Origin of the sequence: Pseudomonas sp. RSB 5.4 (genome assembly GCF_037126175.1) — a bacterium.
In the GTDB taxonomy this organism is placed as follows: domain Bacteria; phylum Pseudomonadota; class Gammaproteobacteria; order Pseudomonadales; family Pseudomonadaceae; genus Aquipseudomonas; species Aquipseudomonas fluorescens_H.
In genome coordinates this window covers 641,586-654,367 of record NZ_CP146986.1, presented here as the reverse complement: position 1 = coordinate 654,367, position 12,782 = coordinate 641,586, and the positions used below count along the sequence as shown (strand labels likewise).

Annotated in this window: 14 protein-coding genes and 1 pseudogene; 6 read left to right on the top strand and 9 right to left on the bottom strand. The window is 61.1% G+C overall.

From position 1 onward, the window contains the following. Positions 1–37: 37 nt before the first annotated feature. The gene (locus V9L13_RS02795) at positions 38–697 is read right to left on the bottom strand and encodes a S24 family peptidase (protein WP_003223693.1); all 660 of its coding nucleotides are present in this window, start codon (positions 695–697) and stop codon (positions 38–40) included. Positions 698–828: 131 nt separating this feature from the next. Here V9L13_RS02795 and V9L13_RS02790 point away from each other — a divergent pair, with 131 nt between their 5' ends. Further along, the gene (locus tag V9L13_RS02790; protein ID WP_003223691.1) at positions 829–1,167 is read left to right on the top strand and encodes a DUF3077 domain-containing protein; all 339 of its coding nucleotides are present in this window, start codon (positions 829–831) and stop codon (positions 1,165–1,167) included. A 219-nt stretch (positions 1,168–1,386) separates the two neighbouring features. Here V9L13_RS02790 and V9L13_RS02785 read toward each other — a convergent pair whose 3' ends face one another. Next, the gene (locus V9L13_RS02785) at positions 1,387–1,551 is read right to left on the bottom strand and encodes a hypothetical protein (protein ID WP_157160359.1); all 165 of its coding nucleotides are present in this window, start codon (positions 1,549–1,551) and stop codon (positions 1,387–1,389) included. A 96-nt stretch (positions 1,552–1,647) separates the two neighbouring features. Here V9L13_RS02785 and V9L13_RS02780 point away from each other — a divergent pair, with 96 nt between their 5' ends. Both V9L13_RS02780 and V9L13_RS02775 read left to right on the top strand, forming a co-directional pair. After that, positions 1,648–2,799: a M14-type cytosolic carboxypeptidase gene (locus V9L13_RS02780; RefSeq protein ID WP_338801398.1), complete on the top strand. Its 1,152-nt coding sequence runs from the start codon at positions 1,648–1,650 to the stop codon at positions 2,797–2,799. Between the two features lie 149 nt (positions 2,800–2,948). Continuing rightward, positions 2,949–4,148 carry an MFS transporter gene (locus V9L13_RS02775; protein WP_103520331.1) on the top strand — a complete coding sequence of 400 codons (1,200 nt, stop codon included), beginning with the start codon at positions 2,949–2,951 and terminating at the stop codon, positions 4,146–4,148. Here V9L13_RS02775 and V9L13_RS02770 read toward each other — a convergent pair. Then, the gene (locus tag V9L13_RS02770; RefSeq protein ID WP_003223686.1) at positions 4,145–4,690 is read right to left on the bottom strand and encodes a cytochrome b; all 546 of its coding nucleotides are present in this window, start codon (positions 4,688–4,690) and stop codon (positions 4,145–4,147) included. The two genes, V9L13_RS02775 and V9L13_RS02770, sit on opposite strands and share 4 nt — an antisense overlap. Further along, positions 4,687–5,781, bottom strand: coding sequence for a catalase family peroxidase (locus V9L13_RS02765; protein ID WP_338801397.1), 1,095 nt, complete (start codon positions 5,779–5,781; stop codon positions 4,687–4,689). Before V9L13_RS02765 ends, V9L13_RS02770 begins: the two co-directional genes overlap by 4 nt. 157 nt (positions 5,782–5,938) lie before the next feature. Here V9L13_RS02765 and V9L13_RS02760 point away from each other — a divergent pair, with 157 nt between their 5' ends. From V9L13_RS02760 to V9L13_RS02750, 3 genes and pseudogenes are all read left to right on the top strand, one after another. Next, positions 5,939–6,445, top strand: coding sequence for a sigma-70 family RNA polymerase sigma factor (locus V9L13_RS02760; RefSeq protein ID WP_338801396.1), 507 nt, complete (start codon positions 5,939–5,941; stop codon positions 6,443–6,445). Next, positions 6,442–7,197: an anti-sigma factor gene (locus V9L13_RS02755; RefSeq protein ID WP_338801395.1), complete on the top strand. Its 756-nt coding sequence runs from the start codon at positions 6,442–6,444 to the stop codon at positions 7,195–7,197. Before V9L13_RS02760 ends, V9L13_RS02755 begins: the two co-directional genes overlap by 4 nt. Beyond that, positions 7,182–7,304: pseudogene (locus V9L13_RS02750) on the top strand (metal ABC transporter ATP-binding protein); the annotation flags it as partial. The gene V9L13_RS02755 and the pseudogene V9L13_RS02750, both read left to right, overlap by 16 nt. A gap of 17 nt (positions 7,305–7,321) precedes the next feature. Here V9L13_RS02750 and V9L13_RS02745 read toward each other — a convergent pair. From V9L13_RS02745 to V9L13_RS02725, 5 genes are all read right to left on the bottom strand, one after another. Continuing rightward, positions 7,322–8,293, bottom strand: coding sequence for a spore coat U domain-containing protein (locus tag V9L13_RS02745; protein WP_338801394.1), 972 nt, complete (start codon positions 8,291–8,293; stop codon positions 7,322–7,324). After that, entirely contained in the window at positions 8,290–10,647 is a 2,358-nt protein-coding gene (locus V9L13_RS02740) for a fimbria/pilus outer membrane usher protein (protein WP_338801393.1), read from the bottom strand. Before V9L13_RS02740 ends, V9L13_RS02745 begins: the two co-directional genes overlap by 4 nt. A gap of 257 nt (positions 10,648–10,904) precedes the next feature. Then, positions 10,905–11,693 (bottom strand): molecular chaperone, encoded by a 789-nt coding sequence (locus V9L13_RS02735; protein ID WP_338801392.1) that lies wholly within the window; start codon positions 11,691–11,693, stop codon positions 10,905–10,907. Positions 11,694–11,727: 34 nt separating this feature from the next. Continuing rightward, on the bottom strand, positions 11,728–12,228 hold the full coding sequence (locus V9L13_RS02730) for a spore coat U domain-containing protein (protein ID WP_003223672.1): 501 nt from the start codon (positions 12,226–12,228) through the stop codon (positions 11,728–11,730). A gap of 4 nt (positions 12,229–12,232) precedes the next feature. Further along, positions 12,233–12,769, bottom strand: a complete 537-nt coding sequence (locus tag V9L13_RS02725) for a spore coat protein U domain-containing protein (RefSeq protein ID WP_338801390.1) — start codon at positions 12,767–12,769, stop codon at positions 12,233–12,235. Positions 12,770–12,782: the final 13 nt, after the last annotated feature.

The window sequence follows — 12,782 nt, the reverse complement described above, 5'->3', positions numbered from 1 at the left end:
GGGAGATCGATCCTGCGCAAAACGAGGATCGATCTGACTAGAAACGCGCCGTAGCCTGAACCACCACGCCGATGATTCGACACTCGTCGGTCAACAGAGCCTTGGGCCAGGTCGGATTGAGCGGTACCAGGTAACGCTGGCCGCCCTCTTCGTCGAGCTTGCGAAAGATCGCTTCATCGCAGCCTTGCCACTGGGCAATCACCAGTTTGCCGGGCACCGCTTCCACTTCCGGATCGACCAGGATCAACATGCCTTCGGCGATGCTCTGGCCCGAAGGTGCGGTCATCGAATTTCCCGTCACCGTCAGCCAGAACGCCGCGCCACGGGCGTGATAATCCGTCAGTTCGAAACGCTGCTTGTCAGGCGTCGCGGCGTAAGTCGTGGATGCACCCTCACGCACTTCGCACGGGGTGTGCCAGTCACTGACCGGATAGCGGAAATACGGGTTGTACTTCTGCGCCAGTGGCATCTCGTCATCGTCGACTTCCTGCGGTTCGCGAATCACCAGCACCACTTCCAGGAAGTCCATGCCCAGCGCCTGCAACACGCGGTTCATTTCCGTGATGCCCGGCTCGCGACGTTTGTTCAGCCAATGGCCGATCCCGCCCTGGGACATGCCGACGCGCTCTCCGAGCTCTGTTTGAGTGATTTTGAGTTCACTCATCTTGGCCTTGACCAACTCAATCCATTTATCCATGTGCGGCACCTTACTCGGCCCGCCTTCGGCCGGCAAAACACATATTGTAGTATTTAAATTCTGGTCACAACTACGCATCGTACTATGCTGAAAGCACGGACTTTCAATCGAACAAGGAGTGACCCTTCACCATGAATATCAGCAGTAAAGACTTGCCCGACCTGCAAATGGACACCACGTTCACCTCCCCTCAGGGCAACGCAGCAGCGCAGCGAGCACTGGACTATTACTTGAAACCAGCTGTGTCAGAACCCGAAGTCGACGAGCGTTTTTTCGATGTGAAACGCCACCTCAGTGGCGAAGAGGCTCTGGTGCACGCCTCGGATCTGCTGCGCTGCGCAGCCGCCACCGCCTTCAAGGCAGCCGAAAACCTGCAAGGCGCAAGCCGTGACCTGGCATTTTCGGTGGTGCATATGGTGGATATGGCGCGAGCGATGGTCGATCATTCAATTGATGGCGAGCAGCTCTGAAGAACACGAGAAACGAACGGACAGGAAAGAATTTTCCAATCGCGCAGATAAAAACGTTTGACTTGCAAATGATAATGATTATTATTGCAAGCAACTGGTCGCGAGATCAGTCGATGGAACAGAGACCTTAGGTCGGTCTCTGAACTATCTCCTCATCAGGCTAATCACGGTTTTTGACCCGGCTTTTTGCCGGGTCTTTTTTTTGCCCGTTGTTCGGGCTTATGGCTTCAGGCTAATGAAGTCTTTGGATGCTGCAAATTCGATGGCGCGGATAATATCAAAAGAATATCGCTTGGCAAGCTCAGCCCGGCCGGATTGGGGCAAACCAATGACAATTAGCACTTGAGAATCAATTGCACAGTCTCTAAGCTGCTTGCGCGTCATGGAAGACGCCCCCCACCGCAAGCCGCAATTTCCCTCGGTTTCCCTCCAGTCTTGCGTGTAAAGTAGCCGCCATAAAAATCATATTCAGGAATCGATATGACCGTGGCCAAATCTTCGTTCGACATCAGCGCCAATTTCGACAGCGGCAACATCCAAGTCATCGACATCTCCAATCCGCTCAACCCGGTTCTGGCCATTCGCCCCGATACCCGCAGCGCGCATTTTCAGTGGTTCCACTTCAAGGCCAGCGGCCTGCATGTTCATCAGGAACACTGGTTTCGCCTGGTCAACGCCAGCCAGTCCTCTTACAACAAAGCCTGGACCGGCTATCAGGCCGTCGCTTCCTACGACCACGTCAACTGGTTCCGCATTCCCACCAGTTTTGAAGGTGACAGCCTGCGCTTTTGCCTCGAAGCCGAGCAAACCCATGCCTGGTTCGCCTACTTCGAACCCTACAGCCGCGGTCGTCATGACTGGCTGATCGAGCAGGCGCTGACCAAGGCCGGCACCGAACTGCTGGCCACCGGCAAGAGCGTCGAGGGTCGTGACATTCAACTGCTACGCAAGGGCAGCGGTGCCGAAGGTCAGCGCAAAGTCTGGATCATCGCGCAACAGCACCCGGGCGAGCACATGGCCGAATGGTTCATGGAAGGCGTGATCGAGCGCCTGGAACGCCACGACGATCCCGTGCTGAACACGCTGCTCGCCAGTGCCGACCTGTATCTGGTGCCGAACATGAACCCGGACGGCGCCTTCCACGGTCACCTGCGCACCAACGCCATTGGCCAGGACTTGAACCGTGCCTGGCAGAGCGCCAGTCAGGAGGTCAGCCCCGAAGTACTTTTCGTACAGCAGCAAATGGAAAAGTACGGCGTCGATCTGTTCCTCGACGTACACGGTGATGAGGAAATCCCCCACGTGTTCACCGCCGGTTGTGAAGGCAACCCGGGTTACACGCCGCGCATCGAGAAGCTCGAAGAGCATTTCCGCACCCACCTCAAACACACCACCAAAGACTTCCAGACCAAGTACGGCTACACCCGCGACGAACCGGGCCAAGCCAACATGACCCTGGCCTGCAACGCTGTAGGCCAGAAATACGACTGCCTGTCGCTGACCCTGGAAATGCCTTTCAAGGATCACGATGACCATCCGAACAAAGAAACGGGCTGGTCCGGCAAGCGCTCGAAACAGTTGGGCAAGGATGTGCTGACCACCATCGCCGATATGGTCGACACCCTGCGCTGATCCCTCCCCCGCTCCACCCAAAGATCGCAGCTTTGTCTGCGATCTTTTTTTTGCGCAATCAAACGCCACGACCAACAAGGTTGCAAATTAAAACCAGAATGCTTAACGTGATTCTGGTTTTAATTTGAAACCCAAAAAGGAATAAGGGCATGCAATCTCAACCCCTCAAAAGCAGCGTGGTGCTGCTGTTCGCCATCGCCTGTGGACTGGCCGTGGGCAACGTGTATTACGCGCAGCCGCTGCTGGACGCCATGGCCGAGGCCTTCGCCATGTCGCCAGCCACCATCGGCATCGTCATCACTTTGACGCAGATCGGCTATGGCATCGGTCTAGTGTTACTGGTGCCACTCGGCGACCTGCTCAACCGACGCCGACTGATCGTCACCCAGACCCTGCTCTCGGCCGCCGCGCTGTTGATGATCGCGCTGGCGCCCAGCAGCGTGTGGTTGTTGCTCGGCATGACCCTGACCGGCTTGCTCGCGGTGGTGACGCAAGTGCTGGTGGCGTACGCCGCGACACTGGCGATCCCGGCGCAGCGCGGTCGCGTGGTCGGCGTGGTCACCAGTGGCATCGTCGTCGGCATTCTGCTTGCTCGCACGATTGCCGGGGCCATGGCTGATCTGGCGGGTTGGCGCGCGATCTATCTGCTGTCTGCGGGTCTGACGCTGCTCATGGCGCTGCTGCTGTTGCGCGTATTGCCCAAGGATGAAGCCGCGCAGCCCGCGAGCCGTTACGGCGCGCTGATCGCTTCGGTGTTCAGTCTGTTCCGGCAAGAGCCGGTGCTGCGCCAACGGGCAATTCTCGCGTTGCTGACCTTCGCCAGCGCCATGGTCCTGTGGACGCCGATGGTACTGCCGCTGGCCGCTCCGCCGCTGTCGTTGTCGCACAGTGAAATCGGCCTGTTCGGCTTGGCCGGCGCCGCCGGTGCACTCGCCGCCGCGCGTGCCGGACATCTGGCTGATCGCGGCCTCGGCCAATGGGTCAGTGGTCTGTCGCTGCTGCTGATGCTCGCTTCGTGGCTGCCGATCGCCCTCACCCAGTCCTCGTTGTGGGCGCTGTTGCTGGGGGTGATCACCCTCGATCTGGGCTTGCAGGCCGTGCATGTCACCAGCCAGAGCATGATCTACAGTGTGCGTCCCGAAGCGCAAAGCCGCCTCACCGCCGGCTACATGCTGTTCTATTCGATCGGCAGCGCATTGGGCTCGATTACCTCGACGGCGATGTACGCCTGGGCTGGCTGGACCGGCGTGTGTCTGCTTGGCGCCGCTATCAATGCAGTGGCGCTGGGTTATTGGTGGTTGACCCTGAAAAGTGGCGCCCCCCAGCGGTGCGCCACACAAGCGGGTTAATCGCGATCGCGACCGCGCAACATGCTGTCGAGCACCTCGTCGCGGCGCACCCAACCGTGGAACAGCGCCGCCGCCAGGTGCAACAGCACCGTCAGGAACAACAGGTACGCCAGATAGCCATGCGCCTTGCGCAGCAGGGCAAACACTTGCGCATCGGCCGGCAGGATCGACGGCAATTGCAGGGTATTGCTCAGCATCACCGGCTCACCCGACGCACTGATCATCGCCCAACCGAGCACCGGCAGCACCAGCATCAACGCGTACAACAACACATGCGAAGCCTTGGCCGCCATCACCTGCCAGCCCGGCAGATCGGCCGGCAGCGGCGGCTGTCGGGTAGAAAACCGTACCAACAGGCGCACGACCACCAGCAGCAAAATCGCGATACCAAGAGGTTTATGCAGATGAATCAGCCATTCATGCCGCTGTGAAACCGAAGTGACCATGCCGGCGCCAATGAACAACATGGCGATGATCATCAGCGCCATCAGCCAGTGCAGCAGCCGCGCCAACAGCGCGAAATGAGTCGGTTGCGTGCTCATGGGCGAGCCTCCTGACGGGCGGCGGGCAATTGGCTGACTTCACTGGTACGCCGCAGATAGGAATCGGCATAACCGGCGGAACGCGCGGCGAGCAGCGGGTCGTCGGAGCCTTCGATACCAGCCGGCAGCACCAGCGGATCGTAGTTGATGTCGCGGCATTCGCCGCTGAGCTGCGGCTGAGTTTTCTCCAGCACCAGCGTGCCGGCGTTGATCACCTTGCGGCCCTCGGGCCAGGTTTTGCTGGCGTCATTCACCGGATCACCGGGGTTGGCCAGGGTGATATTCAGCTGCCAGCGCAGCGGCCCTTCGGCCAGACGCTGCACCAGATCCTTCTCGAGAAAATCCGCACCTTCCGGCGCCGAGGCTCCGGCGGCATCACGCGCCAGTGGCGTGACACTCCAACGCACCGCCTGCTTCTGCCCACTGGCGTTGACCAGATAGAACGCATTGACGCTGTTGTAGGTTTCAGTGGCATAGCTGGCCGACGGTTTGGCGGTCTTCACCCAGGTCAGAAACGGCACGGCTTCCGGGTGGGCGGCGAAGAATGCCGGCACTTTCGATGGATCCGGTTTACCTGTGGCCGGATCCGGCGACTGTGCCTGCTGCAGTTGGTAGAACGCCTCGGGAGTGCCGACCGGGAACACCGGCATGCTGTTCATCCCGGTGCGCCATTGCTGACCATTGGCTTGAGTGAAACGCAGCGCCAGACTGCGGATCGGCACACTGGTGTCCGGGGCGTAGGGATTCCCCGCCGGCAAGGCGAAGCGCCCGACTACCGGGGTCTGCGCCTCGCTGAACACCTGCGCGGCAGAAAACGCCCGCGCCTCGCCACTGCTCTCGAAATGCCCGATCACGCACACGCCCTTGGCGTGGTTGCGCCGAAACCCGGGATGCACGCCGTTATTTTTTTCCAGTACATCGACCAGCGCCTTGGGCGTCAGACGTTGTGGGTCAAGATTACCGTGCACGTAGGCAAACGCCCCGGCGACAGCGGCAACGACCACGGCAATCGCCGTCAGGCGCAACACTGTGCTCGCGGCACTCAAGGGCGGGCGCGGCGGCCTGCCCGGCGGTGAAGTGCGATCAACCATGAATAACTCCAGGGCCATCGGCCACAAGTAGGAAGAATCAGCAAGACGCACCCCATCGGGATTTATTCCATGGCCCGGTATTTATTTTTCCGAACGTGGAATAACCTCGAACGGCAGACGTCTCCCTAGTCCACAGCGTAGTGACTAGCAGAAATTCATGAGCGAATTCGACGAACATTTGAGAGAAATCATTCCCAGATTGCGCCGCTTTGCCGTGTCACTGACCCGCAACAGCAGCAGCGCCGACGATCTGGTACAGGCCAGCCTCGAGCGGGCCCTGTCCGGCTGGGGCGCAAAACGCGCCGAGGGTGATGTGCGCGCATGGCTGTTCGCGATCCTCTATCGGCAGTTTCTCGACGCCCATCGGCGCTCACGCCGTTATGCGCGAATGCTCGAATTCTTTACTGGTCGCGACGACGCCGAGCCCTCGACCGAACGCACAGTCATCGCCCAATCCACCTTGCGAGCCTTCGATCGTCTGCCCACCGAGCAACGCGCTTTGTTGCTGATGGTCTCGGTCGAAGGCCTGAGCTACAAGGAAGTCGCCGAAATCCTTAACGTCCCCACCGGCACTGTGATGTCGCGCCTGTCCCGCGCCCGCCAGGCCCTGCGCCAGCTCAGCGACGGCGAAATCAGCAGCCCTTCTTTGCGGATACTCAAATGATCAGCATGCCTCCCAGTGAGCGTGACCTGCACGCTTACGTCGACCATCAACTCAACGAGGACGACCGGCGGGTACTCGACGCCTGGCTGGTCAATCATCCGGAAGAGGCGGCGCAGGTTCGCGCCTGGCAGCACGACGCCCAGCTACTGCGCGCGGCACTCGGTGGTGCATTGCAGCAACCGGCCAATCCGGCGCTTGAACCGGCGCTGATCCGCGAGCGTCTCAAGCGTCAGTCGCGACGTCATCTGGCCAGCGCGGCGGTGTTGCTGATCGCGATCGGCATCGGCGGTTTCAGTGGCTGGCAGGCGCGGGAAATGACCCTCGTACGCTCTTCCACGCTACCGATGACCGATGCCTTGCAGGCCTATCGATTGATTGCCCAACAGGGAATTCTGCCGGCGGACTACAAGGTTGCCAGTGAGGGCGACATGCAGCATTGGCTCGACCGCTATTTCACCCGGGCCAGTCGCTTGCCGGATCTGAAATCCGCCGGCTTTGAGCCGGTCAGCGGTCGTCTGCTCAGCACCGATGAAGGCCCGGCGGCGATGGTGGTGTATGAGGATCGCAGCGGCCACAAGATCAGTTTCTACGTGCGACCACCGGGACCTGAAAACACCTTCCTGCCACGCGGCAGCCGCAGCGACGGCGATCTGCAGGCCGATTACTGGTCCGGTGGCGGATACAACTATGCGCTGGTCAGCCCGACGGACTCGCCGGCGGCGCAGGTGCTCAAGCAATCACAACCTTTCTGATTCTGCTGTATACCCCTGTGGGAGCGGGCTTGCTCGCGAAAGCGGCAGATCAGTCGACAACATTGTTGAATGACACACCGCTTTCGCGAGCAAGCCCGCTCCCACAAGGGGGTCATCGCCTGATTCAGAAGCCGACATCGAGCACCACATTATCCAGATACGTCCCCGCCGGCGGCGTGGTCTGGTCGGTGTAGATTTTAGCGTTGTAGTTGAAGATCTGGCTGCCGGTGCCCAAGCCATTGCCGGGATTGACCTCGGCATCGGTGCTCGACCGGCGCGCACTGCCGACACTGCCCCAACGAGTGTTGCCGGCGCTTTTGAAGATGTCGTAGGCCAGATAATTACTCCCGGAAATCATCCGTCGTCGCCCGCCGACACTGACCGGATTCTGCCCGTCGCTCAAACCGACCGTGTAGGCACTGCCCTTGGTACAGGCCAGATTGATCGTCTGCCCGGTCACCGGGGTAAAGGCGCTGATCACCGGTGCGCTGCCGAAGGCAATGTTCGGCGCGGTAATCGTGCAGTCGTTGGACACGGTCAGGTTCACGGTCAACGTCGCGGTACCGCTATTGATGTCGCGCCCCAGACAAACACTGCCGATACCGATCCCGGAGCAGTAATTCCAGCTCCAGAAAATGCTCAGGGTTTCCGTATAGACCCCGGCGGCGACGTTGCTGCCAATGGTCGTGCCCAGATACAGCGGCACGGTTTTTGGGGTCGTGCCATTGAGCAGTCCCAAGGCGTCAATGATGCCGTTGCGCGCGAAGTCATAGGCGGTGCCGCGAGTCACCGGATAGCTGGTGCTGTTGTTGGCGTAGATCGTGTAGCCGATGACGTCGCCGGTCGGCCCGAGCAAGCCGCTCTGGGTCGAAGTGATGGTGGCGTAGAAATGATCGTTGCTGGTCAGCAATGACAGCAGCGAACCGGTACAACTCAACCCGGCGTTGAGCGTGGAACTGGGCTGCGTCGTGGTGCGCACGGCAATCGAGCTGATCGAACCGAACGCTGCCGGCGTGGTGCTGACCACCGAGCACAGGGCCTGCGCCGCCCCCGGCAGCAGCAACGCCAGACAAAGGCAGACTCGGGCACCGATCATTGGCACACCAGCGGGCCGATCAGCGGCACTTGGCTTTGCTGCGTATCCACGTCGAATCGGGCCTTGCAGGTCTTGCCGTCGGCCAGTGTCACCTGCAACGAATTCTGTGCCTGCAGGTTTTCCAGATAGACCAGACCATCCCAGCCCACCACCGTGCGCGTACCGCTCTGTTCGTGCAGCACCCCCGCCCCCAAAGGCAGTTCGCGTTGCTGCGCATCCACCAGCACGATGCTCGCGGCAACCACCCGCGTCAGTGGAAACTCCAGCAGATAGCCGCTGCCACGGCGAACGGCAATGCGCTGTTCGACATTGGGGCTGCGCACGTTGGCGGGCAAATTCAGCGGATCGATTTCGTATTTGCCACGGTAGTAGGCGCTACTCCACGGCACCAGCAAGTGACCGTTTTTATCGGTCTGACCGACCTGCTGGTTTTCGTAGCGCACCGGAATATCGGCGAAACCGTCGGTGCTGACCACTACAAACGCGTCATCGATGCGATTGGCGGCGAACACTTGCCGGTCCATCCACACCAGCGAGCCACTGGCGTCGGCCCAGCGGGTTTCAGCCTCCGAAGTGCCATAGACACCGGCCTGCAATTGCACCGATTGCAGACGCCAGGTCACGTCGGCCTGACGATAATCCGCGCCGTCACCCTTGGCGTAACCCAGATTGAAGCCGACTCCGCCCTCAGTCGGCACCGAGCGGCTGTAATTGACCCGCTGCTGACTCTGCCCGGTCTTGCTGCGTTCACTGCTGATCGCCAGGCTGCCGCGCAGATCGAACGGGATCACCAGTTGCGCCTGCACCGCCCAGTTGCTGTCGCCCATCTCGCGGTTGGCCGACAGATAGACGCTGCTGTTGCGCCACAGCGGTTTGCTCCAACTCAGGTTGAGCAGACGCGTGCGCGAATCGTCCGCCGCGCGCACATCGAAATAACCGGCGCCGAGGCTTCCCCAGCGGTCGAGACTGACACTCAGGGTCGCCTGCTCGCTGCGCCGACTGAGGCTGATGTAAGGGCTGTCGATCACGCTCAGGTCGGCGTATTGGTCGCGACGTTGCAGGCGTTGATAGGAAAAGCTGTAGCGTTGGCTGCTGTACTGATAACCGAGGCTCAATTGCTGGCCGCCGTCGCCGTCGAAGCGGCTTTGGCTGACCGCGCTGTTGAGTACACCGAAATTGCCCAGGCGCAAGTTGCCGCCAATCCCGCCGAGGGTCAGCGAGTCAGCCGCTTCGGCGTGGCTTTCCAGGGTGAAGCTGTCACTGACGCCGTAACGCAGGCTGCCGGAAGATACCCCGGTGCCGTAGCTGAAATCTTTCAAGCCGTAGTCGCGGCGCAAGGTACCGGCGGCCACCGAGAAATCGCTCAGGCCTTTTTGCAGCAGGCTGCTGGTGACGTAGAACGGCACCGTGGTCGAGACCTGCCGACCCAGCGCGTCAGTGGTCACCACCACGGCTTCGCCGGCACCGTTGATGAACGGAATGTTGGTCAACGTGTACGGCCCCGGTTGCAGATCGGTGCTGCTGGACTTGTAGCCGTTGATGAAAAGGTCCACGGAGGATGGCACCGCCGCTTCACCGGCAAATTGCGGCAGCGGATAGGTCACCAGGTCCGGGCGCACGGCAAAATCCCGGGAAAACTGCACACCACCCAGACGCACCGAATTGCTCCACGGCAAGGCGCCGCTGATCACGTCACCTGCCTCGTAGGTGAGCATGCGTTCGTCATCGGAATAGCGCCAGGTGCTGTCATAGCGCAGATACCCGTTGTTCAGCGTGCTGGCGGCATCGCCGGACAAGGTGCGTCGGTATTGCCCGGTGTTGGACAAGGTGCCCCAGCTGTCGAACAGCCGTACCTCGTTCCACGCCGCCAGATAGGTGCCGCCATCGTCGGTGTCATTGAGGTACAGGTCATAGTTGAGCAGCGCGCCAAAACTGCTCAGCGCCGGGGTGCGCGGGTAGTTCTGCCGATTGCCGATCAATTGCTCTGGCAGCCACTGCGGCGGCACATCGAGCAGCAGGCGCTGGCCGACGCTGTCGTAATCACTGTGCAAGCCCGGCAGACTGTCGAGATCGACTTCAGCCCCCACATTGTCCGGCAGCTTCATGCCGGTTTCCTGCAGCGCACTGGTCGGCAGAAACAGGCGCCCATCGCGCTGCTGCACCGCCACCACCCGCCCGGTATTCATCTGATTGACCACCAATTCCAGAAACAGCTGTGCATCACTCACGGCCTCCATGCCGCTGGGAGGCGGCGGCAATTCACCGGCCCCGGATGGTTGAACGAACATCAGGCAACAGGCGCCGCCGATGAGCCACAACGGACGCTGAATACGACGAGCCCATCCCGGGCTCATACACGCTTTACGTCCGTCAATGGACTTGATCCTCCTGATGCCACGCTTGCCTGAGCCAGTTATCTTTCTCTGGTTTATTGACGACACGATGCAATTCATTGTGGCGAGGGAGCTTGCTCCCGCTCGGCGGCGCAGCCGTCGTCAGAAGTGTTTATGCGGACTACCTGACACTGCGCGCGCGCCTGACTTGGGGCTGCTTCGCAACCCAGCGGGAGCAAGCTCCCTCGCCACAAAAGTCCTCGGCATTGGCTCCTTGTTCAGCGTCCCGGCGCAATGCTCTGCACCTGCGCCCCGCCATTGACCCGCACCTGCAACGCCGACTCGCTCGCCAACGGCCCCGGTGCCGGCCAGCGCATCACCGCGCCCGGCAGCACATACCCCAGCAGCCCCTCGGCCAATGGCTTGCTTTGCCCACCCTGCTTGATCGCCACGTCGGTCAGCCGTGCGTGTACCGCGCCCTGGTTACGCACCTCGACGTACGGCCGACCGTCCACCGCCACCGTGCGCCAGCTCAGCTGCGGCACACCGATACCTTTGGGATCACGCGGGCGGGTGCTGTCCTCCTTGCTCCACAGCCCCGCGCCGTAAGCAAACAACGGCACCGAATAGCGCATCTGGAAGCGGATCGCCGCCGCAGTTTTGCCGCCCTCGGCAGCCGGCGGCTGAGCGGAAGGGATTTCGTCGATGATGATCCGGTAGGCCAGTTCCTGCCCCGGTGGCACATCCTTGGTTCGGGTCAGACGCACCAGTTGTTTCTGCCCCGGTTCGATCTTCGCCACCGGTGGGCTGCCGATCACGTCGCGCTGGTTCTGGTATTGCTCCTCAAAGCCGCTCTGGCTCCAGCCGAACACACGGATCTGCAGGTTGGCGGTTTCCGTGCCACGGTTTTCCAGCCACAACGCACTGGCCTGTTGATCGGCTTCCAGCACCGGATCGATCGGCCAGATCAACACCGAACTGGCGGCCTGCGCACTGCCACCCCCGAGCATGACCAGTGCCAGCATCGCGCACCGTACAACCCAATGCTGTGACGTAACTGCCCCCATGAACCTGCTCCTTGTCGGCCATCCAAACGTCGTCTCACCACGACAGTTGCACCTGCAACACGTCGCTATACGTCCCCCCAGGCTGATTGCCCGGCAATTGCACCTGACCGTAAATCGGCAGGCTGATGTTGTTCGCATCGCTATAGGCCACCGCCACGCTCTGACCGATGCCCAGGCTCTGGCTGTAAGCCGCATCACGAAACAGCGCGTAAGCCACCCGCGCACTGCCGCTGTTGATCTGCATATGGCGGCCGCTGCTGTTGTACTGGCCGCCATCGACGCTCATGTTCAATGTCACTCCGGGCGTGCATTGCAGCTGCACGCCCCCGGTCAGTGCGACTTGCACCGTGCCAGTGGCCAGGGCCGAGTGCGAACCGAAATTCAGCCCGCCGTAATTCGACACCCCGCCGACCACCAGGCACCCCGGCGTGATGGTGGCGCTGACCTGAAAGCTCTGGCTGGTCGCCGCCCCCAGCGGCAGCGGCACACTGCCCGCACAGAGCAGGAGCAGCGCGGCGCAGAGCTGACGGCGCATGGCATCAGAACGTCAGTTGCACGGCGATGGTGTCGATGTAGGTTCCGGCCGGCAAACCAGCCTTGCCTTTGGCCTGACCGTAGATATTCACCGTCTGCGCCGTACCGGTGCTGGGAGCCAGATTGATCGTGCCGTTGACAGGCAGCAGCGTCGAGAACCCGGAGTCGGTGTACAAGTCGTACGGCACGTAATTGGCGACGCCGTCGTACAGTGCCCTGGCGCCCCCCGTCGATTTTCCGTCATTGGCACCCGCGCCTACCGTGACAGTAGGTGTGGTACCACTGGAACACAGAATCGACAGCGCTCCGCCGCCACCGCCCAACACCTGTCCGGTGGCGGTGGTGAACAGGCTGTTGGCGGTACCGAAGTTCAACGCACCGAAGTTCAACCCGGTGGTGCCCCCGGCTCCGTTGACCTGACAACTGCTGGTCAGGATCAGGCTGGAAGTGATCTGGCCAGTAACGGTGGTGGCGGCATTGGCACTGGAAACCAGCGTCAGGCCGAGCAATGACAAACCTATCCTTGATGCAAACTTGCGCATGGTGTCCGTCCTC

Excerpts from the sequence above, each read along its gene's own strand:
- V9L13_RS02795 (WP_003223693.1), bottom strand. The coding sequence starts at position 697 with ATGGATAAATGGATTGAGTTGGTCAAGGCCAAGATGAGTGAACTCAAA.
- V9L13_RS02790 (WP_003223691.1), top strand. The coding sequence starts at position 829 with ATGAATATCAGCAGTAAAGACTTGCCCGACCTGCAAATGGACACCACG.
- V9L13_RS02785 (WP_157160359.1), bottom strand. The coding sequence starts at position 1,551 with ATGACGCGCAAGCAGCTTAGAGACTGTGCAATTGATTCTCAAGTGCTA.
- V9L13_RS02780 (WP_338801398.1), top strand. The coding sequence starts at position 1,648 with ATGACCGTGGCCAAATCTTCGTTCGACATCAGCGCCAATTTCGACAGC.
- V9L13_RS02775 (WP_103520331.1), top strand. The coding sequence starts at position 2,949 with ATGCAATCTCAACCCCTCAAAAGCAGCGTGGTGCTGCTGTTCGCCATC.
- V9L13_RS02770 (WP_003223686.1), bottom strand. The coding sequence starts at position 4,690 with ATGAGCACGCAACCGACTCATTTCGCGCTGTTGGCGCGGCTGCTGCAC.
- V9L13_RS02765 (WP_338801397.1), bottom strand. The coding sequence starts at position 5,781 with ATGGTTGATCGCACTTCACCGCCGGGCAGGCCGCCGCGCCCGCCCTTG.
- V9L13_RS02760 (WP_338801396.1), top strand. The coding sequence starts at position 5,939 with ATGAGCGAATTCGACGAACATTTGAGAGAAATCATTCCCAGATTGCGC.
- V9L13_RS02755 (WP_338801395.1), top strand. The coding sequence starts at position 6,442 with ATGATCAGCATGCCTCCCAGTGAGCGTGACCTGCACGCTTACGTCGAC.
- V9L13_RS02745 (WP_338801394.1), bottom strand. The coding sequence starts at position 8,293 with ATGATCGGTGCCCGAGTCTGCCTTTGTCTGGCGTTGCTGCTGCCGGGG.
- V9L13_RS02740 (WP_338801393.1), bottom strand. The coding sequence starts at position 10,647 with ATGAGCCCGGGATGGGCTCGTCGTATTCAGCGTCCGTTGTGGCTCATC.
- V9L13_RS02735 (WP_338801392.1), bottom strand. The coding sequence starts at position 11,693 with ATGGGGGCAGTTACGTCACAGCATTGGGTTGTACGGTGCGCGATGCTG.
- V9L13_RS02730 (WP_003223672.1), bottom strand. The coding sequence starts at position 12,228 with ATGCGCCGTCAGCTCTGCGCCGCGCTGCTCCTGCTCTGTGCGGGCAGT.
- V9L13_RS02725 (WP_338801390.1), bottom strand. The coding sequence starts at position 12,769 with ATGCGCAAGTTTGCATCAAGGATAGGTTTGTCATTGCTCGGCCTGACG.